21 protein-coding genes are annotated in these 24,643 nt (G+C 60.1%); 6 read left to right on the top strand and 15 right to left on the bottom strand.

Annotated elements, in window-relative coordinates; translation table 11 throughout:
- Nucleotides 1–6 precede the first annotated feature (6 nt).
- The 4 genes from kdsA to KUW67_RS15920 form a co-directional block, all read right to left on the bottom strand.
- A complete protein-coding gene (gene kdsA, locus KUW67_RS15905) occupies nt 7–840 on the bottom strand; it encodes a 3-deoxy-8-phosphooctulonate synthase (protein ID WP_224826316.1) in 834 nt (277 codons plus the stop codon).
- Complete coding sequence (locus KUW67_RS15910) at nt 841–2,505, bottom strand: capsule biosynthesis protein (RefSeq protein ID WP_224826317.1); 1,665 nt, start codon at nt 2,503–2,505, stop codon at nt 841–843.
- A complete protein-coding gene (locus KUW67_RS15915; RefSeq protein WP_224826318.1) occupies nt 2,483–3,142 on the bottom strand; it encodes an ABC transporter ATP-binding protein in 660 nt (219 codons plus the stop codon). The genes KUW67_RS15910 and KUW67_RS15915 overlap by 23 nt, the downstream gene beginning before the upstream one ends.
- Before the next feature lie 153 nt (nt 3,143–3,295).
- Nucleotides 3,296–4,597 (bottom strand): Na+/H+ antiporter NhaA, encoded by a 1,302-nt coding sequence (locus KUW67_RS15920; protein ID WP_224826319.1) that lies wholly within the window; start codon nt 4,595–4,597, stop codon nt 3,296–3,298.
- A 99-nt stretch (nt 4,598–4,696) separates the two neighbouring features.
- On the opposite strand from KUW67_RS15920, the gene KUW67_RS15925 reads away from it, so the two are divergent.
- Both KUW67_RS15925 and KUW67_RS15930 read left to right on the top strand, forming a co-directional pair.
- Nucleotides 4,697–5,284, top strand: coding sequence for a uracil-DNA glycosylase family protein (locus KUW67_RS15925; RefSeq protein ID WP_224826320.1), 588 nt, complete (start codon nt 4,697–4,699; stop codon nt 5,282–5,284).
- Nucleotides 5,277–6,050: an SseB family protein gene (locus KUW67_RS15930; protein ID WP_224826321.1), complete on the top strand. Its 774-nt coding sequence runs from the start codon at nt 5,277–5,279 to the stop codon at nt 6,048–6,050. Before KUW67_RS15925 ends, KUW67_RS15930 begins: the two co-directional genes overlap by 8 nt.
- Here KUW67_RS15930 and KUW67_RS15935 read toward each other — a convergent pair.
- From KUW67_RS15935 to KUW67_RS15965, 7 genes are all read right to left on the bottom strand, one after another.
- Nucleotides 6,047–6,976 (bottom strand): glyoxylate/hydroxypyruvate reductase A, encoded by a 930-nt coding sequence (locus tag KUW67_RS15935; RefSeq protein ID WP_224826322.1) that lies wholly within the window; start codon nt 6,974–6,976, stop codon nt 6,047–6,049. The two genes, KUW67_RS15930 and KUW67_RS15935, sit on opposite strands and share 4 nt — an antisense overlap.
- Nucleotides 6,977–6,979: 3 nt before the next feature.
- Nucleotides 6,980–8,119, bottom strand: coding sequence for a rod shape-determining protein RodA (rodA, locus tag KUW67_RS15940; protein WP_224826323.1), 1,140 nt, complete (start codon nt 8,117–8,119; stop codon nt 6,980–6,982).
- The gene (mrdA, locus tag KUW67_RS15945; protein WP_224826324.1) at nt 8,116–10,062 is read right to left on the bottom strand and encodes a penicillin-binding protein 2; all 1,947 of its coding nucleotides are present in this window, start codon (nt 10,060–10,062) and stop codon (nt 8,116–8,118) included. Before mrdA ends, rodA begins: the two co-directional genes overlap by 4 nt.
- Nucleotides 10,063–10,599, bottom strand: coding sequence for a rod shape-determining protein MreD (locus KUW67_RS15950; protein ID WP_224826325.1), 537 nt, complete (start codon nt 10,597–10,599; stop codon nt 10,063–10,065). It abuts the gene before it with no gap.
- Nucleotides 10,592–11,503 carry a rod shape-determining protein MreC gene (gene mreC, locus KUW67_RS15955; protein ID WP_224826326.1) on the bottom strand — a complete coding sequence of 304 codons (912 nt, stop codon included), beginning with the start codon at nt 11,501–11,503 and terminating at the stop codon, nt 10,592–10,594. The genes KUW67_RS15950 and mreC overlap by 8 nt, the downstream gene beginning before the upstream one ends.
- 28 nt (nt 11,504–11,531) lie before the next feature.
- Nucleotides 11,532–12,569, bottom strand: a complete 1,038-nt coding sequence (locus KUW67_RS15960) for a rod shape-determining protein (RefSeq protein ID WP_224826327.1) — start codon at nt 12,567–12,569, stop codon at nt 11,532–11,534.
- Nucleotides 12,570–12,709: 140 nt separating this feature from the next.
- Complete coding sequence (locus KUW67_RS15965; RefSeq protein WP_224826328.1) at nt 12,710–14,281, bottom strand: 2-isopropylmalate synthase; 1,572 nt, start codon at nt 14,279–14,281, stop codon at nt 12,710–12,712.
- Between the two features lie 241 nt (nt 14,282–14,522).
- Here KUW67_RS15965 and KUW67_RS15970 point away from each other — a divergent pair, with 241 nt between their 5' ends.
- Nucleotides 14,523–15,188, top strand: coding sequence for an SDR family NAD(P)-dependent oxidoreductase (locus tag KUW67_RS15970; RefSeq protein ID WP_224826329.1), 666 nt, complete (start codon nt 14,523–14,525; stop codon nt 15,186–15,188).
- Nucleotides 15,182–16,708: a cryptochrome/photolyase family protein gene (locus KUW67_RS15975; RefSeq protein ID WP_370635014.1), complete on the top strand. Its 1,527-nt coding sequence runs from the start codon at nt 15,182–15,184 to the stop codon at nt 16,706–16,708. Before KUW67_RS15970 ends, KUW67_RS15975 begins: the two co-directional genes overlap by 7 nt.
- Before the next feature lie 6 nt (nt 16,709–16,714).
- Here the strand turns inward: KUW67_RS15975 and KUW67_RS15980 are convergent, their stop codons facing one another.
- The 3 genes from KUW67_RS15980 to KUW67_RS15990 all read right to left on the bottom strand — a co-directional run bounded on the left by KUW67_RS15980 (nt 16,715) and on the right by KUW67_RS15990 (nt 20,362).
- Entirely contained in the window at nt 16,715–17,455 is a 741-nt protein-coding gene (locus tag KUW67_RS15980) for an SDR family oxidoreductase (RefSeq protein ID WP_224826331.1), read from the bottom strand.
- Nucleotides 17,456–17,464: 9 nt separating this feature from the next.
- Nucleotides 17,465–18,913 carry an aldehyde dehydrogenase family protein gene (locus KUW67_RS15985; protein ID WP_224826332.1) on the bottom strand — a complete coding sequence of 483 codons (1,449 nt, stop codon included), beginning with the start codon at nt 18,911–18,913 and terminating at the stop codon, nt 17,465–17,467.
- 63 nt (nt 18,914–18,976) lie between these two features.
- Entirely contained in the window at nt 18,977–20,362 is a 1,386-nt protein-coding gene (locus tag KUW67_RS15990) for an MORN repeat-containing protein (RefSeq protein WP_224826333.1), read from the bottom strand.
- Nucleotides 20,363–20,519: 157 nt separating this feature from the next.
- Between KUW67_RS15990 and KUW67_RS15995 the strand changes: the two genes are divergently transcribed.
- Nucleotides 20,520–22,178 carry an NAD+ synthase gene (locus KUW67_RS15995; protein ID WP_224826334.1) on the top strand — a complete coding sequence of 553 codons (1,659 nt, stop codon included), beginning with the start codon at nt 20,520–20,522 and terminating at the stop codon, nt 22,176–22,178.
- A gap of 73 nt (nt 22,179–22,251) precedes the next feature.
- Here KUW67_RS15995 and KUW67_RS16000 read toward each other — a convergent pair whose 3' ends face one another.
- Nucleotides 22,252–23,175 (bottom strand): MBL fold metallo-hydrolase, encoded by a 924-nt coding sequence (locus KUW67_RS16000; RefSeq protein WP_370635015.1) that lies wholly within the window; start codon nt 23,173–23,175, stop codon nt 22,252–22,254.
- A gap of 140 nt (nt 23,176–23,315) precedes the next feature.
- Between KUW67_RS16000 and gltX the strand changes: the two genes are divergently transcribed.
- A complete protein-coding gene (gltX, locus tag KUW67_RS16005) occupies nt 23,316–24,641 on the top strand; it encodes a glutamate--tRNA ligase (protein WP_224826336.1) in 1,326 nt (441 codons plus the stop codon).
- Nucleotides 24,642–24,643 lie beyond the last annotated feature (2 nt).

The raw sequence follows: 24,643 nt of genomic DNA on the forward strand, positions 1-24,643 counted from the left end.
CTTTCGTTAGATGCGAATGGGGGTCTCTTTCGCCAGCGTATCGAAAGCCATCAGAGTTGCAATCAAACTGTCCATATCCTGCAGCGGGATCATGTTCGGCCCGTCAGATGGCGCAGAATCGGGCGCCTCGTGCGTTTCGATGAAGACCGCTGCGATGCCTAAAGCGACGGCAGAACGCGCCATAACTGGCGCAAATTCACGCTGTCCGCCGGTTGAACCGCCTTGTCCGCCGGGTTGTTGCACGGAATGGGTCGCGTCCATCACGACCGGATAGCCGGTCTGCATCATGCGCGGCAAACCGCGCATGTCTGCGACCAGGGCGTTGTAGCCAAAGGATGTTCCACGCTCTGTCAGCAAAAGGCGCTCATTTCCGGTCGAGGCGAGCTTGGCGACGACATTGTCCATGTCCCACGGCGCCAGAAACTGACCCTTTTTGACGTTGATGGCGGCGCCGGTTTCGGCGGCGGCCAGCAGTAGGTCTGTCTGGCGACACAGAAAGGCGGGGATCTGCAGCACGTCGCAGACCTTGGCAACAGTGGCGCATTGATCGGCGGTGTGAATGTCGGTCAGTGTCGGCACATCAAGCCCTGCGCTGACAGCCTGCATGACGCCAAGCCCTTCGTCGATCCCAAGGCCACGCTTGCCCGAAAGCGATGTACGGTTGGCCTTGTCAAAGGAGCCTTTGAAAATGAAGTGCGCGCCATGCTTTGCGCAAACCTCTTTCATGGTGCCTGCGATCATCTGGGCGTGATCCACGCTTTCAAGCTGGCATGGACCCGCGATCACAGTCAGGGGTGCATCATTGCTGACGCGCAGATCCCGGATTTCAACGGTTTTCATTTAGGATGTTACCTGTTCGCGAAGGATGGATGCGGTGAGCGAGACCATCAAGTAAATGCCCGCCAGAATGATGAACGCCAAAATCGTGTTCTCGAACTTGCGCGGGTACACGGCTTCGTCCGGCGCTGTAGGTGTCACACCAAGCGAGAGGTAACGCACCTGGCGATTGGCTTCGATCCGGGCGGTCTCCATTTGCTGGAGCGCGCCTTGTAGCAGTCCGTCACGGGTCTGCAGGTCAATCTCGGCCCGGCGGAGTTCGGCGTTTTTGGTGGCGAGAGAGACACCATCGGTGCTGGCGACGGTCAGGCGGGTGCGCAGGCTGTCGATCAGCGCTTGCAGGCGCCGGATATCGGCGCGCACGCCTTCAACGCGGGCGGCGTTGGGCTGGGCGTTGTCGAGCAGGGCCTGCAATTGAAGCTCCTTCTCCTGCAGTTCGGTTTGCCGTTGGCCGATCTGGCTGTTGATCGTCGCAACCTCGGACAACGGGTCTATGGTTTCGATGCTGCGCTGGATATCGACGAGCCGGTCAAGAGCCGCATCGCGTTCCGCCAACGCTTCTTCAAAGCTGTCACGCGCGCCTCTCATCTGGTCTTCGCGAACACGTTGGGTGATGCTGTCGACCCGCTGTTCTGCATAGGAAATCAAGGTGCGCGCCCACTGTTCAGAGGTTTGGGGATCGGCGGCGATCACCTCCATCTTGACGATGCCTTCGGTGGGATCATAGCCGATTTTTACGTTCCGTTTGAAAAGCTTATAAGCCTGTTCGTCAGTCGCATCAGGGGCAAGGCGCTGGATCGCGTCAATCTCGTCTCGGGCGAAATGTTCCTTGAAACCAAGGTCTTCGTCGAGCCGTTGCATGGCCTCGCGCGAAGTCAGATAGCCTTGCACGGCGATACTATCCTGCACGGTGGCCAGTTGCGAGCTGCCAAACATGCTGCCCAGAGAGCCTGCGCTTGCGCTTTCGGCTTGCTGGATGATGAATTCAGAGTTGGTCGCATACATCGGTGTCGCGATAATATAGAAGTAATACCCCGCCATGATCGTCGGCAGGAAGATGAAAAAGCTCAGCCGTGAGATCAGCAAGACGATCTTGCGGCGGCGACGTTTGGCGATGTCGCGTTGAATCTTCATTATCTCGCTGGCGCGTTCGTTTGCGCCGGACAGTAGATCGGTCGACGGCAGATTATTCTCGCCCGATGGAACGGTCTGAGGCAATTGGACCGGTGGCTCCCCACCGCCACCGCCATCGCCCTCGTTCGGCACGACAAGCTGCAGCATGTTTGAACGCTGGAAAGGATCAATGCCTTTGGCGCGCAGCAAGCGCACCGCATCAAAGTCCGAGGTCGGGGCCAGCCCGTGTTTCTGGGCCACCCGGCGGGCCATACGTAGTTGCCGTCCAGTCAGCCCTTCGCGACGCACTGCGTCGATATCCGTCTCCGACGCGACATCACCGGGGCTTGCGATGTCGCCACGCGGGGGCGTCGCGGGGGGCGTTTGCGGGGCCTGCTCAGCAGCGCGTGGACTGGCGGGCGGCACAGGTGCAGCCTGGGCCGGTGCAGTTGGGGCCTCGACGGGATCCTGCATCGGCTCTTCGGCGCGCGCGGCAGAGCCAAGCGCGCCAGTGCGTCGAATGCGGAATTTTTTAGCCTTGGGTTTCATAGTCATAGAGCTGTTTCGCTTCTTCCAAGGTGTCAAACATATGTAACCGCCCGTCGCGCAGAACTGCGGCAGAGCGGGCAAATTTCTCAAGCGTGGCGGGTTGGTGCGATACGATAATCACCGTCGTGGTTCGCAACCGTTCTTTCAGGATCGCTCCGGCCTTGCGATTAAATTCTACGTCAGTTGTGCCGGGCATGCCTTCGTCGATCAGGTAGATGTCGAAATCAAGCGCCAACAGCAGCGCAAACGTAAACCGTGCGCGCATGCCCTGGCTGTAAGTGCCGACAGGCATGTCGAAATATTCCTCTATCCCGCAAAGCCAACGGCAGAACGCCTCGACATAATCCGGATCAAGGCCGTAAAGCCTTGCGATGTAACGCGAATTCTCCATCGCGGATTGGCGGCCTACTACCCCGCCCATGAACCCCAGCGGAAACGAGACGCGGCATTCGCGGCGAATTTCGCCCTCATCTGGTTTCTCCAGCCCGGCCATCATGTTCACCAGCGTGGTCTTGCCGGTGCCGTTTGGGGCCAGAATGCCCAGCGAATTTCCCAATTCCACGCGGAAAGAGGCGCGTTCAAGGATCACCTTGCGCTGTTTGCCCGTCCAGAAGGACTTGCTGACATTTTCAAACTCGAGCATTCACTCGCACTCCGGCACTGCCTCGATGGCCGTTCATCCTTGACGGATTGTTTCGTTTTGACCGGTTTATACCGTCTTTCTGGCTATATTATGTCGGATAGCGCCCCATCAGGGCAACTGAGAAAGAGACAAGGGGCGCATATGCCTCGCTTTTTATGAAAGCTCTTGCTTTTCGACCTTCAAGATTTTGCCCGCGACGATGGCCATGATGGCGGCAAAGAACGAAAGCAAAGCCCCCATTTTTGCGGCATCTTGCACGGCTCCGACCGGGAAGGCGACCGATGCGATGAAAAGCGAAACGGTGAACCCAATCGCGGCGACGCAGCCGATCACGAACAGGTCTGAAGATTTCATGCCCACTGGCAGGCCCAGTTTCAGCGGGTAGGCGGCCAGATAGCCCATTGCCAACACGCCCAGAGGCTTGCCGATCAGCAGACCGGCCAGCACAAGCCATGTGGGTTCACTGATGGAGGAAAACGCAACACCTGCGTTCATCAAACCGAAGAAAAAGAGGATCACCTCAACCGGGTGTTTGAGTAGATGTTCGCTGTGGTTCAGCAGGTCTGTCAAATACTGCTCGGCCTCTGCAAAGATGCCAAAGGCGCGATCTGCGTGGGGCAGTGTTGGAACGATGGGCAGCAGGCCCAAGGCAGGGTGCAGGCCGCTTTCCTGAAAGCCATACCAGCTGAGCGCGCCTGCAAAGAGGTAGGGCCAGAACGACAGCTTGTTGCGCACCCAGGTGGAGTTAGGGCGGACCTGATTGCCGCGATCCATCCGGCGTGGGAGCCAATTGAACAGCACAAAAACGCCCACCGCCGAGAAGACCGAGAGGAGCAGCCAGATCGGTGCCAAGTCGCCCTCGGGGTAGAAAATCGCGAGGATGATTAAGCCCGCAGCGTCATCGGCAATGGCCAGCAACAGCAGGAACCGGACCGCCGGATGGCCCGCGCCAAAGACGATGCGACCGACCAGATAGCTGAACGCGATATCGGTGGCTGTTGGGATCGCCCAGCCGCGCGCAACCGCGTCGTAGACATCGCTACCCAGAAAAAACGCAAGGCCCAGATAGATGGCGATGGGACCGATCATGCCGCCCGCTGTGGCAAACAGAGGCGTGGCGGCTTTCTTGCCACGCAGAGCGCCGTTTTTGAGGATGATCGCCTCCCACACCTCTTTGGCGGCGATGGCGAAGAAGAACGCCATCAGCAGGTCATTGACGAGGTAATGCAGACTTAAAACCCGCTCGGCCCCGCCGTGGTCGTATTTTTCGGCCCCGTGGCCATAGGCATGAAACCAGTGGTCATATTTGGCGCCCACAATATCATTGAACCAAAGCGGGGTTTCGGCGAAGTGGTGATACCCCTCCATATCGATATTGGCCCAGACCAGCGCGATCAAAGCGCCCAAAATCAGCAGGATCGAGTAGTTGAGTACGAAATTCCAGACGCGATACATGCCGTTCTCCCGGTCTTGTGAATGCCATAGTGGGCGAAGCTGTGGCTTCGGACAAGTCACCTTGTATCGCGGATTTCCAAATGGCGAGAGGCATTTGGCATGAAAGCGCTGATGGAGGAGTTGCGCAATTGCACGATTTGCACAGAGCGTTTTGCGGCAACTCAGACGCAACACCGGCCCAATCCGGTGGTTTGGTTTCGACCCGGTGCGCGTTTGTTGATTGCCAGTCAGGCACCGGGGCTGCGGGTGCATGAGGCGAATACGCCGTTCTGGGATCAATCCGGCGTTCGGCTGCGCCGGTGGTTGGGGCTAGAGGACGCGGCGTTCTATGATCGCAGCCGGGTGGCGATTGTGCCGATGGCTTTTTGCTTTCCGGGTTATGATGCCAAGGGGGCGGACCTGCCGCCGCCGAAGGTTTGCGCCGAGACGTGGCGGGCAGAGGTTCTTGCCGGGCTTTCGGATATTCGTCTGACCGTTCTTATTGGCGGCTATGCCCAGCAGTGGCATTTGGGCGGGCGCATGAGCGTGACAGCCCGTGTTGCCGCGTGGCGCGATCTGGCGCCGGATGTCTTTTGCTTGCCGCATCCGTCCTGGCGCAATACGGCATGGCTGAAGAAAAACCCCTGGTTTGAGGCCGAGACCGTTCCGGCTTTGCAAGCCCGCGTCAAAGAGGTGATGGATGACTGAAACCGCACTGGACCGCGCCCATGCGCAGATGGAGCAGAGCGATGCAAAGCGCCTCGCGTTCTTTGAGCGTGTGGCCGATAGCGAGTTGTTTTTGCTTCTGCAAAGCGAGGCGGAGGGCGATCAACTGACGCCGGAGGTGTTCGATCTGGGCGACGCGCAGTATGTGCTGGTCTTTGATCGCGAAGACCGCTTGTCCTCATTTGCGGGGCGGATCGTGCCCTATGCAGCGCTGTCGGGGCGTGTGATCGCGCAGATGCTGGCGGGGCAAAGCGTGGGTTTGGGGATCAATCTGGATGTCGCGCCGTCAGCGACGCTGTTGCCCGCAGAGGCGGTGACGTGGTTGGCCGAGACCTTGGCGCATACACCTGATGAGGTGGAGGCGCGCCCGGTTGAGGTGACGCCGCCTGCGGGTTTGCCGGACACGCTGATTGCGGCGCTGGATACCAAGCTGGCAACGGCGGTCGGATTGGCGTCTATGGCCTATCTGGTCGGTGTGGCTTACGAGGGCGGCGCGAAATCTCACATGCTGGCGTTCATCGGCGCGGCCCCGGGGGCGGAGGATGCGCTGGCCAAAGCGGTGAGCGAGGCGCTGACCTTTAGCGGGATTGAAGCAGGTGCGCTGGATGTTGCGTTTTTCAAAGCGAGTGATCCGATGGCCGCGCGCCTTGCGCGGGTCGGCTTGCGGTTTGACTTGCCGCAACCCGAAGAACCGGAGGAGCGGGCGGCGCCTGGCAGTGACCCGGATGCACCGCCTATCCTGCGTTAGTAGCCCGCGCTGCGATCCACAAGATGCAGAAACGGCAGTCCGTTTTCGCCCCGCCGGATGTTCTCGGCAATAACGCGGGCGGCGGAGGATGCGCGTGTTTCTGATGCAATGTGGGGCGTGACAGTGACGTTCGGATGGGACCAATAGGGATGGTCTTTGGGCAGCGGCTCAACCCGGAACACATCAAGCGTCGCGTGGCCGATCTGGCCGCTATTTAGCGCGGCGAGAAGCGCGTCATCGTCGATCAGGCCGCCACGGCCGGGGTTCAGGATGACAGCACCCTTCGGCAAAGTGGCGAGCGTCTCGGCATTCAGCATGTTTTCGGTCTGAGGGGTCAGGGGAAGGAGCAGGACAAGGATGTCTGCGGTGCTGAGCGCTTGGGTCAAACCGTCCGCGCCTGACAGGCAGGTGATGCCGTCGATCTGCTTGGGTCGGCGGCTCCACCCGGTGACGTTGAATTTGAGCTGCGCAAGCATCTGGGCGCAGGCGGCGCCGAGGGCACCGAGGCCGAGGATCGTTATTTGGCGGTCTCGCGCGAGCGGGGGCGCGACATTGCGCCAGTCGCCATCCAGCCCGTGGATATGCGCGTCCATGCCCAGATGGTGGCGCAGCACATGGCCGGTGACCCACTCGATCATGCCATCGGTCAGACCTTCATCGACCATGCGGGCCAGCGGTTGGGTGAGGGTTTCGTTACCAGTGATCGCCTCCACTCCAGCCCAGAGGTTCAGCACGGCTTTGCAGCGCGTGTAGGGCGTGAAATCCTGCAAGTCGCTGTTGGGGGCATAGACGATGTAATCGACTTTGTCCGGGGCGAAGTCGCGGCGCAGATCGACGGTCAGGCCAGCCTCGGTAAAGGCGGTTTTCAGGGGCGTTTCATACTGTTCCCAGCGCGCATCAAGCGCTGCAAAGAGGACATTGGTCATTGTCTAGCGCGCTCTGTGGACATGGGCGCTTTGGACAAGGCCGAAAGCGGCCATGAGCACCAGCATCGCCGAACCGCCATAGCTGACCAGTGGCAGCGGGACGCCAACGACTGGGGCAAGACCCATCACCATCGACATGTTTACGGCGAAGAACAAAAAGAATGTCGCCGCGATGCCAAGGGTCAGAAGCGACGAGAAGCGGTCTTTCATCCGCATCGCCGAGATGATGCAGAAAAGGATGATGAGCGCGTAGAGCACCAATAGGGAGAACGCGCCGACAAAGCCGAATTCCTCGGCCAGTGTGGTGAAGATGAAATCGGTATGTTTTTCGGGCAGGAAATTCAGCCGGGATTGCGTGCCTTGCATAAAGCCCCGTCCGGTCCAGCCCCCTGAGCCAAGGGCGATCTTGGATTGGGTGATATGATATCCCGCACCCAAGGGGTCGGTTGAGGGGTCGATGAACGTGTCGATCCGGCGATACTGGTAGTCGTTGAGCAATTGCCAATCGGTGCCGCGGCTGACCAGAACCGCGTAGATCAACGCGACGCCAATCAGGATCACCACGGCAAAGTAAAGCCAGTGGACGCCTGCCAGAAACATCATGATGCCGCCACCGGCGGTCAGCAGGATGGAGGTGCCCAGATCGGGCTGGGTCAGTACCAGAAAGACCGGTGCGAGGATCAGCAGAAGCGGGATCAGCACCCAAAGCGGGCGGGAGACCTTATCTTGCGGTAGCCAGTCGTAATAGGCGGCGAGCAACATCACGAGGGTGATTTTAGTGAGCTCGGAGGGTTGAAGGCGCATGAAACCAAGGTTGATCCAGCGCTGGGCGCCCATCCCGACGACGCCGAAAAACTCGACGTATAACAGCAAGATAAGTGAAAAGCCGAAGGCGACAGCCGCGATGTTGCGCCAAAACCAGATGGGGATCATCGCGACGACAAACATCAGCACGACGCCCATCGCAAAGCGTTCCATCTGTTGGCCCGCCCAAGGACTGAAAGAGCCCCCTGCGACGGAATAGAGCATCAGCACGCCGACCCCTGCGACGGCTGAAATCAGCAGTAAGAGCGCCCAATTGATGTAGAAGATCTTCGTTGGACCGCTTGGGACCGTCTTCAGATTATACTCAAGATAACTCATGCGCGGTCGCTGCCTGTTCCGTCATCTGTGTCGCGCTCGCGTAGGTCCATGTTCTCGTGCATTTGCTGGATTTGATCGCGCGCGGCTGTTGGATAGGCCTCCAGCGGGGGAACCTCACCGTAAAGCGCGCGCAAAGTGATGTCGCGCCCTATGGGTGCCGCCGCTTTGGAGCCACCGCCGCCATGCTCGACAACGACGGCAACGGCGATCCGCGGATTCTCGTAGGGCGCATAGTTGACCCAAAGCGCATGATCACGACGCTCCCAAGGCAGGTCTTCGTTGCGGGTCACGCCGCGCCGCCGTTCTTCAGCGGTGATACGGCGCACCTGCGAAGTGCCGGTCTTGCCCGCCATGCGAAACGCGTCTTCGATGATGCGCGAGCGATATCCTGTCCCACGGCGGTGGTTCGAGACAGCGAACATCGCATCCTGCACCCGCTTGAGCAGGTTTGCGTTCAAGCCCAACTCGCCCTCGTCGCGGATCGGCTCATCCACGCCGTTTACGGATTTTATCAAACGCGGGCTGATCGCCCGACCGGTTGCCAGGCGGGCGGTCATCACGGCCAATTGTAGCGGGGAAGACAGCACATAGCCCTGACCGATGGAGGCGTTTACTGTGTCGCCGATCCGCCAGTCGGCATCGCGCACAGTGCGCTTCCACTCCTTGGTGGGAGCAAGCCCTTGGGCGACGGCGGACATCGGCAGGTTATGATCGACGCCAATGCCCAAGCGTTTGGCCATTGCGCTGATCTTTTCGATGCCGACGCGCTGGGCGATATCATAGTAATAGACGTCACAGCTTTGCACGAGGCTGTCATGCAGGTTCATGTTGCCATGGCCCGCACGTTTCCAGCAATGAAAGCGCAAGCCAGAAACGGTCGTGTGGCCCGGACAATACACCGTTTCATCCACGCCGATGACGCCGTCCTCGAGGGCGGCCAGCGCCGTGACCATTTTGAAGGTGGAGCCGGGTGGATAAATGTCTTGCACGGCTTTGGAGCGGAACGGGCGGTATTTGTTGTCGCGTAGCGCGTTATAGGCGTTGCTGGAAATGCCACGCACAAAGAGGTTCGGATCAAAGCTGGGCGCAGAGCCGATGGCAAGCAGATCGCCCGTCTGCGTGTCCATGACAACGGCAGAGGCGGCTTCGCCTTCCAGCCGCGCTTGCACGTAGTTTTGCAGGTCCGTATCGACCGTCAGTTGCAGATCATCGCCGGGTACGCCTTCGGTGCGGTCAAGTTCGCGGATCACGCGGCCCAGCGCGTTCACCTCGATCTGACGGTTGCCCGCTTTGCCGCGCAGGTCGCGCTCGTGTTTGACCTCGACCCCAGTTTTGCCGATCTGGAACCGCGGAATTTGCAAAAGTGGGTCTTGGTCATCAATGCGGCTGAGGTCAAAATCGCTGACCGGGCCAACATAGCCGAGGATATGCGCGTAGTCTTGTCGCATCGGATAGACGCGGGACAGGCCAACCTCCCCGCTGATGCCGGGCAGGGCGGGGGCGTTGACGGCGACCTTGGCAATATCCTCCCAAGCGACGCGTTCGGCGACAGTGACGGGCACAAAAGGGCTGCGCCGTTTGAGTTCTTTGCGCGCGCGGTCAAGGTCTGTGGGATCGAGCGGCACGATCGAGGATAGGCGCGCCAGTGTGTCGTCTACATCGCCTGCATCCTCGCGCACCATAACGATGCGGTAATTCTGCTCATTGTCTGCAATCACGATACCGTTGCGGTCATAGATCAGGCCTCGCGCGGGTGGGATGAGGCGCAGGTTGATGCGGTTTTCTTCGGCCAGAAGGCGGAACTGATCGGATTTTTCAATTTGCAGATGCCGCATGCGCAGGCCGAGCCCGGCGACAAAGACAAGTTGCAGGCCGCCCAGGACCAGGGCGCGGCGGCCCAGCTTGCGGCTGCTTTCTTGTATCTCGCGTTGTGACTTTCGCATCTATCGCGCCTCGACAGGGTCGTATTCGCCGGGGGCGGCCTTGCGCACGCCGAACAGGAAATGCGAGGCCGCAACCATCACAGGATAGGCGAAAGCGGTGGACAGGAACAGGCTTGCGTCAAGCGCCAGCGGCGCGGGTTCGACCAGAAAGAGCATCAGGATCAGCCGGTGAGCGACCACCACGAGGCCGGTGACAACGATGACCGTGAACCATTCCAGAAGGAAGGTGCCGCCGCGCATGAAGATCGCGCGCGATCTGAGCACTTCGAGACCGATAATGACGCAGGCCGCCCAGAGCCCTGGCGGTCGTTGGAACAGGAAATCGGCTAGCAGGATCACTGCGGCGACCAGTAGGGGGGGCACAGCATCGGGGCGGCGCAATACCCAAGCATAGGCCAGACACATCATGTAATCAGGGGCGGCCCAGCGGCGCGGCTCTGTCTCAAGCGGGAGGAGTTGAAGGAAGATCACCAACACGCCAAGACCTGCATAAAGCGCCCAGAAGGCGAAGGGGCGGTTTGCGGTTTGCTCAGCCATCGGTAGCCTCTTGCGTTGGCGCAACCTCGGCTGTGGGGCGTGCGGGAAGCGGGCCGATCAGGTGGCCGGGCTCGTCGATAACCTCAATCGAACGGGAGCGCAGGACACGCAAGAATTCCAGCCGCTCGTAATCGGCAGACAGGCGCACGCGCAGGCGCCGGTCGGGGCTTTGAGCGACTTGGCCGATCAGCAGGCCCGCGGGGAAAACGCCGCCGTCACCGGAAGAGACGACGCGGTCGCCGGGGCGTACGAGGTCGGGGTCTTCGAGAAACTCAACCGGTGGGGCGGGGGAGTTATCACCCGCGAGGATAGCACGCTGGCCAGATGGCTGGATCGTCACGGGAAGGCGCGAATTGCTGTCGGTCAGCAGGATCACGCGGGCGGTGCGGTCCCCGACGCCGGAGATGCGCCCGACAAGGCCAAGGCCATCAGTTGTCGCCCAGCCGTCCTGAATACCGTCGCGCGCGCCGATGTTCAGCAGCACGGATTGTCGGAAGGGCGAGCCGCTATCGGCCAGCACAACGCCGGTCACGAAGGTGAGCTTCGGATCTAGACGGACCTTGTTCAGATCGAGCAGTTTCGCGTTCTTCTGCTCAAGCTGAAGGGCGGCTTCTTTCCACGCCTGCATCTGGCGCAGCTCACGTCGAAGTTCCTGGTTTTGCTCGTAGATTTTGCGGTAAGAGCGGAAGTCAGCAACGATATTCGCAGTCGCTGTCACCGGTGCCATCGCCCATTCGAAATTCGGCACGATCTGGTCAACCAAGTTGGCGCGCAATCGCTCGACACGGGGGCTGTCGATGCGCCAGAGCAGGAACACACCGAAAAGCACAATGACAAGCAGCCCGATCAGCAAGCGGCGGATCGGGCGCACATAGTCATCGCGTCTGGACGTGTCTCGTGCCAAGGGTCGCCCCTTTGCGGGTCAAAAAGGATCAGGTGTCGTAGTCTATCACATGCTTGAGCTTGTGTTCATACTCAAGCGCGCGGCCCGTTCCCAGCGCCACGCAGTTCAAGCTTTCGTCAGCCACCGAGATGGCCAGACCGGTCTGCTCGCGCAGGGCCAGATCAAGCTCGCCCAGCAGCGCGCCGCCACCGGTCAGCATGACGCCCCGGTCCACGATATCGGCGGCCAGATCTGGGGGTGTGGCTTCTAGCGCGGTCATCACCGCTTCGCAGATCTGTTGCACGGGTTCGGCAAGAGCTTCGGCGACCTGCGCTTGGTTGATCTCGGTCTCTTTCGGCACGCCGTTCAGCAAGTCGCGTCCGCGGATTTGCAGCGCCGCCCCCCGGCCATCGTCGGGCATCCGAGCGGTGCCGATGGTGGTTTTGATCCGCTCCGCGGTGGTTTCCCCGATCAGCAGGTTATGCTGGCGGCGCAGGTAGCTGATGATCGCCTCGTCCATGCGGTCACCGCCGACGCGGACCGAGCGGGCGTAGACGATGTCGGCCAGCGACAGAACGGCAACTTCGGTCGTGCCACCACCGATATCGACGACCATGTTTCCGGTCGGGTCAGTAATCGGCATGCCCGCGCCAATGGCGGCTGCGATGGGTTCGGCGATCAGGCCCGCGCGGCGCGCGCCCGCGGACAGAACCGACTGACGGATTGCACGTTTCTCAACAGGCGTCGCGCCGTGGGGGACACAGACGATGATCTTCGGCTTGGACAGCGTCGTGCGGCGGTGCACCTTGCGGATGAAGTGCTTGATCATCTCCTCGGCAACGTCGAAGTCGGCAATCACGCCGTCTCGCATCGGGCGGATCGCCTCAATCGAGCCGGGGGTGCGGCCCAGCATCAGCTTGGCGTCTTCGCCAAAGGCCAAAGCGGTCTTTTTGCCGTCTTTTACCTGATAGGCCACCACGGAAGGTTCCGACAGGATCACGCCTTTTCCTTTGACATAGACAAGCGTGTTCGCTGTCCCAAGGTCGATCGCCATATCCGACGAAAACAAGCCCCCTAAACCAAACATCTGCGCGGTCCCTTACCCCAATATCTCAAAGGCCCGCGACTCTTTCAGCCGCGGGCCATGGGTGCTTATACGGAGCAATGCTGCGCTGCGAAAGGGCCTGATCCAGCCATATCAGCGCGTTTTTGCCGCTGGTGCCGGGTTCAGGACACGTCTTTGTAGGTCACAACGCGCTTGTCAGCCCCCGGACCCGCTTGCTCGCGTCGCATCAAGAGACGGTTGAGCGCGCTGACATAGGCCTTGGCAGAGGCGACAACAGTATCGGTATCAGCAGACTGGCCGGTCACGATGATGCCGTTTTCCTCCATCCGGACAGAGACCGTCGCTTGCGCGTCGGTGCCTTCGGTCACGGCATGCACTTGGTAGAGCTGCAGACGCGCCTCGTGGGGGAAGAGCGCTTTAACCGCGTTGAAGGTGGCGTCCACGGGGCCATCGCCCTCGGCGGTGATCTGGTGCTGCGCGCCGTCGATGATCATCGTCAGATCAGCTGATTGAGGGGCTTCGGTGCCACAGATCACGCGCAGGAATTTGATTTTCAGACGCTCGTCCTCGGGGCGGGCATCGGACATCAGCGCGACCAAGTCGTCGTCGTAGATTTCCTTTTTGCGGTCAGCCAGTTCCTTGAAACGCACAAACACATCATTGAGCTGATTGTCTGCCAACTCAAACCCCAGATCTTTGAGTTTTGAGCGCAGCGCGGCGCGGCCCGAATGTTTGCCCATCACCAGATTGGTATCGTTCAACCCGATGTCCTCGGGCTTCATGATCTCGAAGGTTTCCGCGTTTTTCAGAACGCCGTCCTGATGGATGCCGCTTTCGTGCAGAAACGCGTTCTTGCCGACGATGGCCTTGTTGAACTGCACAGGGAAGCCCGACACGGTGGCAACGCGGCGCGAGATGTTCATGATTTTGGTCGTGTCGATCCCCGTTTGGAACGGCATGATATCGTTGCGCACGCGCAGGGCCATCACGACCTCTTCAAGCGCTGTGTTGCCTGCGCGTTCGCCCAAGCCGTTGATCGTGCACTCAATTTGGCGTGCACCCGCATCGACAGCAGCCAGCGCATTGGCCGTCGCCATGCCGAGGTCATTGTGGCAATGCGTTGCGAAGGTAATCTCGTCCGCGCCCGGCACGTTCGCGATAAGGTCTTCGATGATCTGTGCGCTTTCGCGTGGGGCGGTGTAGCCCACAGTGTCAGGAATGTTTATCGTGGTGGCACCGGCTTTGATTGCGATTTCCACGACGCGGTAGAGGTAATCGGTTTCTGTGCGCGTGGCGTCCATGGGCGACCATTGGATATTGTCGCAGAGGTTACGGGCGTGGGTCACCGTGTCGTGGATCCGCTCGGCCATCTGATCCGGGTCGAGGGCAGTGATATCGCGGTGGAGCGGCGAGGTGCCGATGAACGTATGGATGCGCGGCTTACCGGCGTGTTTGACGGCCTCCCAGCAGCGGTCGATATCCTTAAAATTCGCGCGCGCCAGACCGCAGATTACGGAGTTCACAGAGCGTTCGGCGATTTCTTTGACGGCTGCGAAATCCCCATCGGACGCAATCGGGAAGCCCGCTTCAATAATATCAACGCCCATTTCGTCGAGCAGGGTGGCGATTTCCAGTTTCTCGGCATGGCTCATCGTGGCGCCGGGGCTTTGCTCGCCGTCGCGCAGGGTCGTGTCGAAGATCAACACGCGATCTTGTTTCGATGTATCGGTCATATCATGTCTCTTGAGTTTTGTTTCCTTAGCATTTGGCGCGAAATCCCCCCCTGAGCGGTCGCGCCAAAAGGCACGCTCAGAGGCGGCTAAGGAGAAGCAATAGGCCAGCGCGCAGCGAAAGGCTGCTTGCGAATTGGATATGGCCATTGGTCATCATGCGTCCTGTTATACCGCAGGTTTGATGAATGAAAAGTGCTTTGTCGATTTGACGAGGAAGGGTGGCCTCTTATGTGACACCGCCATGGAACGTGCATTGATTATCGGAGACAGCGGCGGCATCGGCAGCGCTGTGAAAGCGGCTTTGGTAGCGCAAGGCGTGACGGTGGTCGGGTTGTCGCGGTCGGTCGACGGGCTGGACGTAACATCCGAGACATCGGTTGCGGCCTGTCTGGGGGCGTTGCAAGGACCGTTTGATCTGATTTTCGTGGCCACGGGCGCGTTGGAGATCGACGGGCATGAGCCGGAAAAGACGATCAAGGCGCTGGAGCCGGAGGCGTTGCTGGCGCAGTTCAAGCTGAATACGGTTGGCCCTGCGATGGTGCTGAAACATGCGCTGCGGTTGCTGCCGACGGACGGGCGCGCGGTGATTGCGGTGCTGTCGGCAAGGGTCGGTTCGATTGGGGATAATGGTTTGGGCGGGTGGTATTCTTATCGGACCGCAAAGGCGGCGGTGAACCAGATCGTGCACTCGACAGCGATTGAGGTGGGGCGGTCGCACAAGGAGGCGATTATTGTGTCGCTGCACCCAGGCACGGTGGCGACGAAATTTACCGAGAAATACGCAGGGCGTCACAAGACGGTGCCTGCGGACGAGGCGGCGCAAAACTTGCTGTGTGTCATCTCAGAACTTGGAACAGACCAATCGGGTGGGTTTTTCGATTGGGCCGGTAAAGAGGTGCCGTGGTGAGTAAACTGCTGCTTGTGCTGGGCGACCAGCTTTCGATGGATATCGCATCTTTGCGCGAGGGCGATAAGGTGAGCGATGTGGTCGTGATGGCCGAGGTCGCTGATGAGGCAAGCTATGTGCAGCATCACCCCAAAAAGATCGCCTTTATCTTTGCAGCGATGCGCAAATTCGCCAAAGCGCTGGAGCAGGATGGCTGGACCGTTGCCTATACCAAGCTGGATGACGACGAGAACAGCGGGTCGATTGGTGGAGAGCTACTGCGTCGCGCCGAAGAATATGACGCGGGTGAGGTGATCGCGACAGAGCCGGGGGAATGGCGGCTGATCTCGCATCTCGAAGACCTGCCGATCCCGGTGCATCAGTTTCAGAACGATCTGTTCATCGCCTCGCATAAGGAGTTCGAGGACTGGGCCGAGGGCCGAAAGGCGCTTCGGATGGAGTATTTCTATCGCGATATGCGGCGCAAGACCGGGCTGTTGATGGATGGCGATAAGCCGGTTGGGGAGAAGTGGAATTTTGACCACGACAATCGCAAGCCTGCACCGGATGAGGTCACGTTTGACGGACCGTTGAAATTTGAGCCCGATGAGATTGTCGAAGATGTGCTGGACCTAGTTGAGACGCGGTTCGACAATTCCTTTGGCGACCTGCGACCGTTTTGGTTCGCAACGGATCGCGGGCAGGCGCTGGAACAGCTGAATCATTTCATCGAGCATGGTCTGCCGAAGTTTGGCGACTTTCAGGATGCGATGCTGAACGATAATCGCTTCCTCTATCATGGGCTTGTGTCATTCTACATGAACGCCGGTTTGCTCAGCCCGCTTGAGGTGTGCGAGGCGGCGGCGAAAGCCTATGACGACGGAAACGCCCCGATCAACGCAGTCGAAGGGTTCATTCGCCAGATCATCGGCTGGCGGGAATATGTGCGTGGTATCTATTTCTTGGAAGGGCCGGATTACCCGCGCCGCAACGGGTTGAACCATCAGCGCGGGCTGCCGGATTTCTACTGGGGCGCTGAGACGAAGATGAATTGCATCTCGAAGGCGGTGGCCCAGACGAAAGAGGATGCTTACGCGCATCACATTCAGCGGCTTATGGTGACGGGCAATTTCGCGCTGCTTGCGGGCATCAACCCGAACGAGGTGCATGAGTGGTATCTGGCGGTTTACGCAGATGCCTACGAGTGGGTGGAAGCGCCCAACGTCGTGGGCATGAGCCAGTTCGCCGATGGTGGGATCATCGCCTCGAAGCCGTATGTATCTAGCGGCAGCTACATCAACAAGATGTCGGATTACTGCAAGAATTGCGATTACAGCGTCAGTAAGAAAACCGGCGACGGGGCGTGCCCGTTCAACCTTCTTTATTGGCATTTCCTGATCCGGCACCGGGATCGGTTCGATAACAACCCGCGCATGGCGCAGATGTATCGCGTGTTTGACCGCATGGATGAAGAGCGCCGCGAGACTGTGCTGGCTGAGGCCGATGCGTTTTTGGAGAAGCTCGGCAAAGAGGTCGTCTAGACCGGCCTAGATACAGCGCCCTCCATCGACCTCCATCGCGACGCCGGTAATCATGCTGGCCTCGTCCGAGCAGAGAAACGCGGCGGCGTTGCCCATATCCTCGGGTGTGGAGAAACGCCCGATGGGGATCGTGGAGAGGAACTGCGCGCGACGTTCAGGTGTGTCATCGCCCAAAAACGATTTCAGAAGCGGCGTGTCGCCTGCCACCGGGTTCAGCGCGTTCACGCGGATGCCAGCGGGTGCAAGCTCAATCGCCATGGTTTTCGTGGCCGTAATCATCCAGCCTTTCGATGCATTATACCAATTGAGATGCGCACGTGGAGAGACCCCGGCGGTGGAGGCCACGTTCAGGATCGCCCCGCTTTTGCGCGCTTTCATCAGCGGCACGATATGGCGGGCGGTCAGAAAGACGGACTTGGCGTTCACGGCAAGAACGCGGTCGAAATCCTCAACCGTGACGTCTTCCAGTGGGCCGGGCAGATGGGTGATGCCTGCGTTATTCACAAGCACGTCGATATGGCCAAGTTGGTCCAGTGTGGTTTGGGTCATCGCCTCGACCGAGGTATCATCGGCCACGTCTACATGGCAGGCGACGCCACCGATGCGTTCGGCAATGTCACGCGCGGCATCCATGTTCAGGTCCGCGACCACGACGCGGGCGCCCTCGGCTGCGAATTTGCGCGCGATGCCTGCGCCGAAGCCGGAGGCGGCACCTGTGACTATCGCTGTTTTTTCCCGCAATCTCATGGCTTTCTCCTATCCGTGATGGGCGGCGACGGTTTTGAGTTGCGAGAAACCATACAGCGCCTCGAACCCCTTTTCGCGGCCATGACCGGATTTTCCGACCCCACCGAAGGGCAGCTCCACGCCGCCGCCTGCGCCGTAATTGTTGATGAAAACCTGTCCTGCTTTGATCTGTTTGGTCAGCCGCATTTGGCGCGCGCCGTCGCGGGTCCAGATGCTGGCGACGAGGCCGTAATCGGTGCCGTTGGCAATCGCGATGGCCTCGGCGTCGTCGTCAAAGGGGATGATGACCTGGACGGGGCCGAAGATTTCGTCTTTGGCGAGGGTGTGATCAGGCGCGACATTTGTGAAAAGCGTTGGCGCGATGTAGCTGCCACCCGTGGGTGCGTCTGCGATGATCTGGCCTTGGGCGGCTGTTTCAAGGTCATAACCTTTGTCCAGAAAACCGCTGACGATGTCCCTTTGGCGGGCCGAGACGAGCGGGCCGACATGTAGATCATCCAGCGCCGGGCCAACTTGGAGAGCATTGTAACGCTCGGCCATGCGGGTTGTGACTTCGTCCAATTTGGAGCGGTGCACGAGGATGCGTGACGAGGCCGAACAGGTCTGGCCTGCATTCTGGATCGCGGCGTTGACGAGGAACGGCGTTGCGGCGTCCAGATCGGCATCGGCAAAGACAAGCTGTGGGGATTTACCGCCCAGCTCCAGCGTGACGGGCACGACGTTTTGACCCGCTGCTTGCTGGACCAAAGCGCCGACGGGGACAGAGCCGGTGAATGATACATGGTCAATATCGGGATGGCCGGAAAGCGCCGCTCCGGCCTCTGTCCCGAGCCCCGGAACGGTGTTGAGCGCGCCATCGGGAAGGCCCGCATCATAGGCAAGATGGGTGAAGGCGAGCGCGGTCAGGCTGGCCTCTTCCGCTGGCTTCAAAACGCAAGCATTGCCCATGGCGAGAGCCGCTCCGACCGAGCGGCCGATGATTTGCATCGGGTAATTCCACGGCACGATATGACCCGTCACGCCATGGGGCTCGCGCAGGGTGTAGACCGTGTAGCCATCCAGATAGGGAATCGTGGTGCCATGGAGCTTGTCGGCAGCTCCGCCGTAAAACTCCATGTAGCGGGCCAAAGCGATGACGTCGTTGCGAGCCTGGGTCAGGGGTTTGCCGACATCGCGCGCCTCCATCCACGCCAGATCGTCGGCGCGTTTCAGCACAAGCTGGCCGATCTTTGTCAGGATACGTCCGCGCTGGGTCGCGGTCATGCGGCCCCAATCGCTGTGTAATGCAGTGCGGGCAGAGGCGACGGCGGTGTCGATATCCGCGGCGGTCCCGCGCGCGATTTGGCTGAAGGTTTCGCCCGTTGAGGGATCTTTTACGGGCAAAACCTCGGCGCCGTCAGCTGTGCGCCACGCGCCGCCAATGCAGATTTTGTCGGTGTCAAACCAGATGCGGCTCATATGCCCTCACTCCCCAGTGGTCGGATCAACTGTGCCGGGGATTGGGGGAATGGTAAAGCGGTCTCAGTTGCCGGAAGTCAGCGCGCCATTTTCCCATTCGCCCGAGCGTTCTTCGCCGCTGGCGTAGCGCATCGTCCCGGTGCCTTGGCGTTTGCCTTGCACGAACATGCCTTCGTAGACATCGCCGCTGGCATAGGTAGCGACACCGCTTCCGCTGATCTCGCCCCGAAGCCATTCGCCTTCGTAGACAAAGCCCTTGGCCATGGTGATCTTGCCGGTTCCGTGGCGCTGGCCGTCCTCGAAATTCCCCTCGTAGACAGAGCCATCCGCATAGGTCGCCTTACCCGCGCCCTGACGTTTGCCGTCGACCCAATTGCCTTCGTAAACATAGCCGTCGGGATAGCGCATGGTGCCTTGGCCGTGGTTCTTGGCGTTCTTGAAGCCGCCTTCATAGGTCAGCCCGCTGGTATAGGTGGCGATCCCTTGGCCTTCGATCACACCGGCGACCCAAGTGCCTTCATAGGTATTGCCATCTGGGTAGACGATCTTGCCTTGGCCTTCTGCAAGGTCCTCCACAAACTGACCCGTATAGACGGAGCCGTCAGGGTAGGTGACCTCGCCCGTGCCGTGGATCATGCCGTTCTGCCAGCCCCCCTGATAGAGGTAGCCATCCGCGCCGATAAAGCTGCCTTGACCATGGCGCTGATCGTTCAGAAACGCCCCTTCATAGACGTCGCCGTTGGCGTAGGTCACCTTGCCCTGGCCTTCGCGCTTGCCTGCCTTGAACGCCCCTTCATAGACGTCGCCATTGGCTTGGGTCAGCACGCCTGTGCCGTCGATCTGACCGGCTTTCCAAGTGCCTTCATAGCGCAGCCCGTCCGGCATGATGAGCGCACCAGTGCCAGAGCGTTGACCTGCGGCCATCATGCCCTCGTAGCGCGCGCCATCGGGGTAAGTGATCGTGCCTTGGCCTTCTTTGACCCCGTTGACCCAATTACCCTCGTAGACATAGCCGTTGGGGCCGGACAGCGTGCCGATGCCGTGGTGGAGCGCGTTGCGAAAGCTGCCTTCATAGCGCATCTCGTTGGCGTATGTGGCAACGCCGGTTCCGGTGCGTTCGCCGTCGACCCACTCGCCTTCATAGGTGGAGCCATCGACATAGGTGATCGTGCCGAACCCCTCGGGCTTGCCACGTGCGAAACTGCCAATGTAGACCGCGCCATTGGGGTAGCTGGCCTGACCCTGGCCTTTGATCTCTCCATCGACCCATTCGCCTTCATAGACATAGCCATTGGGCAAGGTGTAGCTGCCTTGACCGTCCTGCTTGCCGTTCTTGAACGTGCCGACATAGACGCCGCCATCCTCGTATTGCTTTGTTTCCACTTGCTGAGCAGCAGCTGGCAGGGCAAAGGCAAGGCTGGTGAGGGTGGCAATCGCGATGCGGCGCATGTGGGCTGATCCTTGAAAAATCCTTCAAAGCGAGGGTAATTGAGCCCCCGCTCGCCCGCAACGGCTTTCCTTTGACGGGCGACCTATTCCGACGCAGGGCCTTCCCCTTGCGCGGCAATCTGCTAAGTCGCGGAGAGACAGACGAAGGACGACCCCGATGAGCGCGAAATTCCGCATGACGCTGGCCCAGTTGAACCCCACGGTCGGGGATCTGGCAGGCAATGCCGCGAAAGCCAAGGCTGCGTGGGAGGCTGGCAAGGCCGCAGGGGCCGACATGGTCATGCTGCCTGAGATGTTCATCACCGGGTATCAGGTGCAGGATCTGGTTATGAAACCTGCCTTCACGCTGGACGCGATGGCGCATCTGGATGCTTTAGGGGCCGAGTGTGTGGACGGCCCTGTGCTGACGATTGGTGGGCCCTTCATCGAAGGGGTGGCGCTGCACAACGCGTACTACGTTTACGAAAGCGGTGCGCGTAAAGCGGTTGTCTGCAAGCACGAGCTGCCGAACGAGACCGTCTTTGACGAGGTGCGCCTTTATGAGCCCGGCGACATCTCGGGACCGTATGTCGTTGGCCCGATGCGCATCGGATCACCCATTTGCGAGGATGCCTGGCACGAGGATGTCAGCGAGGCGATGGCAGAAAGCGGGGCGCAATTGCTCGCTGTGCCAAACGGATCGCCTTACTACCGCAACAAGTATGAGACCCGGTTGAACATGATGATCGCGCGGGTTGTCGAGACTGGCCTACCGCTGGTCTACCTGAATATGGTGGGCGGTCAGGATGATCAGATGTTTGATGGCGGCTCTTTCGTGCTGAACCCCGGTGGGGAAATGGCTGTGCAGTTGCCCGTCTTTGACGAGGCCATCGTGCAGGTCGATTTTGAGGAAACGGAGGCTGGCTGGCGCGCGGTGCCACAAGAGTTTGCGCCACATCCTGATTTCTACGAGCAGGATTACCGCGTCATGGTCGAGACCTTGCGCGACTACATGCGCAAAACCGGGTTCAGGAAGGTCCTGCTGGGGCTGTCCGGCGGGATCGACAGCGCCATTGTCGCGACGATTGCCGCTGATGCGCTGGGCCCGGAGAATGTGCGCTGCGTGATGCTGCCGTCGGAGTATACGTCCAAGGGCTCCCTTGACGATGCGGAGGCGGTTGCGACTGCACTGGGCACGCAACTGGACACGCTGCCCATCTCCGGCCCGCGTGCGGCGGTGACGGAGGCTCTGGCACCGTTTTTTACCGGGACCGCGCCGGATATTGCGGAAGAAAACATTCAGTCGCGCCTGCGCGGGCTATTGCTGATGGCGCTGTCCAACAAGTTCGGTGAGATGCTTTTGACGACCGGTAACAAATCGGAAGTCGCCGTGGGCTACGCCACGATCTATGGCGATATGTCGGGCGGCTACAACCCGATCAAAGACCTCTACAAAACACGTGTGTTCGAGATTTGCCGCTGGCGCAATGCCAATCATCGTCCGTGGATGATGGCTCCCGCAGGCGAGGTCATCCCGCCGCGTGTCATCGACAAACCGCCCTCGGCAGAGCTGCGCCCGGATCAAAAGGACGAAGACAGCCTGCCGCCCTATGACGTGCTCGACGGTATTCTAACGATGCTGGTGGATGAAGATCGGTCCGTCGCGGATTGTGTGGCGGCTGGCTATGATCGTGAGACGGTCAAGAAGATCGAGCATCTGATCTACATCTCGGAGTATAAGCGCTTTCAGTCAGCCCCTGGCGCGCGCCTGTCTCATCGCGCCTTCTGGCTGGACCGGCGCTATCCGATTGTGAACCGTTGGCGCGATCCGTCCTAACTTCGCTTTTGTGAAGTATCCCGGGGGTGCGGGGGCAGAGCCCCCGCGGAGCGACGCACGAAGTGCGGCGCAATCAGCCCATGAACTGATAGCTCACCGGCACATAGCGGAACCCGTCCTCGCGCGTGTCCACGAAGCCTGCGGCAGGGAAAGGCATGTGATAGCCAATTGTCGCGATTTTGTCAGCGGCCAGCATTCCAAGCACGCGGCGACGCGTGGCGGCGGCAGCTTCCTTATCCATATCAAAACGCACTTCCCAATCTGGATAGGCGAGCGACCAGACGTAGTGGTTTGCCATGTCTGCCATCAGGAACAACTGACGTCCGCCGCTTTCCAGCATGTAGCCCATGTGTCCGGGCGTATGACCAAAGGCCGCCATTGCGGTGACGCCTGATGCGACGCTGCCGCCATCATCCAGAAAGGTCATCTGCTCGGCAAGTGGCGTCACGTTGGAGGCGACCATATCGCCCACGCGATTGCCGGCCTCCATCGCAGACCAGAAGTTATATTCTGCGCTGCCGGTGATGTAGCGGGCGTTCGGGCAGGTGGCTGCGCCATCGCTCATCATGCCACCGATATGATCGGGGTGCATATGAGTGATGACAACGATGGAGATATCTGCAGGGCTGTAGCCCGCTTGGGCGAGCGCACTTTGCAAACCGCCCTGACCAAGGCCGGTGTCGAAAAGAATCCGCTCGGCCCCGGTATCGACCAGCGTTGGGTTGAAGAAGAACTGGCCCATATCCGAAGGGATGAAGTTGGCCTCAGACACCGATTGGAACTCTTCAGCCGAGACATTCATGCCGAAGGTTTCCTGCGGGTTTTCAGCGGCGCGGGAGCCATCCAGAAGCGTGACGACCGTGAACTCGCCCAGATTGAACCTGTGCGCGAGGGTCATGGCCGGGCTGTGACCCTCCGCGCGCAAAAGGGTTGGGGCCAATGTAGCCGCGGGCAACGCGGCTGCTGCGGTTAAGGCTTGGCGGCGTGTGAATAACATCTGCAATCTCCCTCATTTCCTGACCAAGAAAGTAGAGCGCGCATGGCGAAAACCCAGCGTTTGACGCAGATGTGACCCGCGCGGGACGCTAGACAAAAGGCCCCTGCTGTGGGAAGCCACGGGCCAACAGGAGAGCTTGCATGACCGTCACCCGTTTCGCCCCGTCGCCCACCGGCTATATCCACATCGGCAATCTGCGCACGGCGCTGTTCAACTACCTCATCGCGCGCAAGGCGGGCGGCACGTTCATTCTGCGGATCGACGACACAGACCCAGAGCGGTCAAAGGAAGAATATGTCGACGCGATCAAGGAAGATCTGGAATGGCTTGGCCTGACCTGGGACCGGATTGAGCGGCAATCGGGTCGGCTGGATCGCTATGCAGAGACGGCAGACAAACTGCGTGAGATGGGCAAGTTCTATGAAGCCTTTGAAACGCCGACCGAGCTGGATCTGAAGCGTAAGAAGCAGCTCAACATGGGCAAGCCGCCCGTCTATGACCGCGCGGCTCTGGCGTTGTCTGACGCGGAAAAGGACGCGTTGCGTGCCGAGCGGGGCAGTGGCGTGTGGCGCTACAAACTGGATCATGAACGCATCGCGTGGACAGATGGCATTCTGGGCGACATCTCGATTGATGCGGCCAGCGTCAGTGACCCGGTGCTTATTCGCGGTGACGGGCAGGTTCTTTATACGCTGGCCTCGATTGTGGATGACACGGATATGGGCGTGACCCATGTGGTGCGTGGATCCGACCATGTGACCAACACTGCGACGCAAATTCAGATGATCGAGGCGATTGGCGGCACGGTGCCCGAGTTTGCGCATCATTCGCTTTTGACCGGTCCGCAGGGGGAGGCGCTGTCCAAGCGCCTTGGCACATTATCGTTGCGCGATCTGCGCGCACGCGGAGTGGAACCGATGGCGCTTCTGTCGCTGATGGCGCGGCTCGGGTCGAGCGATCCCGTCGAGCTGCGAGGCTCCATGGACGAGTTGATTGAGGGGTTTGATATCAGCCGGTTTGGCTCTGCTCCGACCAAGTTTGACGAGAACGATCTGTTCCCGCTGACGGCGCACCATCTGCAAACCTTGCCTGTTGAGGCAGTCGCGTCGGATATCGCGGCTCTGGGCGTGCCGGATGACATCGCGGGGCAATTCTGGGCGGTCGCGAAAGACAACATCACGACCCGCGCCGATCTGGCCGAATGGTGGACGCTGTTTCGCGATGGCGCTGAGCCGCTGATCGAAGAGGGTGATGAGGCGTTCGTAGCCGAAGCCATGACCCTGCTGCCCGATGGGCCGTATACGGAGACGACGTGGAGCGAATGGACCTCTGCCGTCAAGGAAGCTACGGGGCGCAAGGGCAAGGGGCTTTTCATGCCGCTGCGGTTGGCGGTGACAGGTCGCCGGAATGGTCCAGATATGGCCTCGGTCATGCCGCTTTTGCAGCGTGTGCGGGCGAAGGGCTGAGA

Origin of the sequence: Cognatishimia sp. MH4019 (assembly GCF_020177595.1) — a bacterium.
In the GTDB taxonomy this organism is placed as follows: domain Bacteria; phylum Pseudomonadota; class Alphaproteobacteria; order Rhodobacterales; family Rhodobacteraceae; genus JAHTBL01.